Consider the following 743-nt stretch of genomic DNA (forward strand, 5'->3'; position numbering starts at 1 on the left):
TCCGATAATTCGTCTTGAGTGCAGATCCATGATGGTTGATAAGTAACACCAGCCATTACGCTTCGTTTGAATATAGGTCATATCAGCGGTCCATTTTTGATTTAAACCAGTGGTCGAGAAATCCTGCTTAAGCAAGTTGGGACGCTGTTCAACCTTGGTTTTGGAAGCCGAAGCCGCTTTCCATTTATTGACGGTAACGGAGTGGATATCCAGTTCCTTCATGAGCCGGGAAATCCGTCTTGGGCTGCACCGACGCTGCAGTGGTTGAAGTTCCAGATTCAATTCATGGTGGATCTTCATAACACCGTATCGCTGCTTAAATTCCGCAAAGATCCGCAGAATCCGTTGTTTCAAGTCCGCATCTTCGGCCCGGCGTTTTGAAGGTTTGGGGGATCGATAACGATAATACTGAGCTCTGGAAACACCGAGGATTCGGCACATCTTGGTTACCTGGTGGTGATGGCTTTCTTGGTGAATGTAATCAAAAATATTGGTTACTTCTGCGCAAGGAAGCCCAGGGCTTTTTTTAGGATTTCGTTCTCCTCAGACAGCGAAGCCAGTCGCTTTTCCATCGCTTTAATTTCGTCTGGCGATTTACCGGATTGAGTTTTGGCTTGGCCCTGGATCCACTTATGAACGGTTGAATAGCCAATGCCATATTCTCTGGCCAGTTGGGCGGCTGATTCGCCTTGTTTATATAGGTTGATGATGTTTTGTTTGAATTCTTTGTCGTAACGAGTTGG

2 protein-coding genes are annotated in these 743 nt (G+C 46.2%); both read right to left on the bottom strand.

The window, feature by feature from the left end; all coding sequences use genetic code 11:
- Nucleotides 1-441: IS3 family transposase (locus WDC_RS10010; RefSeq protein WP_263640398.1), on the bottom strand; the 441-nt coding region annotated here is incomplete at its 3' end.
- 53 nt (nucleotides 442-494) lie between these two features.
- Nucleotides 495-743: IS3 family transposase (locus tag WDC_RS10015; protein WP_052497851.1), on the bottom strand; the 249-nt coding region annotated here is incomplete at its 5' end.

This window comes from Paucilactobacillus wasatchensis (assembly GCF_000876205.1).
In the GTDB taxonomy this organism is placed as follows: Bacteria; Bacillota; Bacilli; order Lactobacillales; family Lactobacillaceae; genus Paucilactobacillus; species Paucilactobacillus wasatchensis.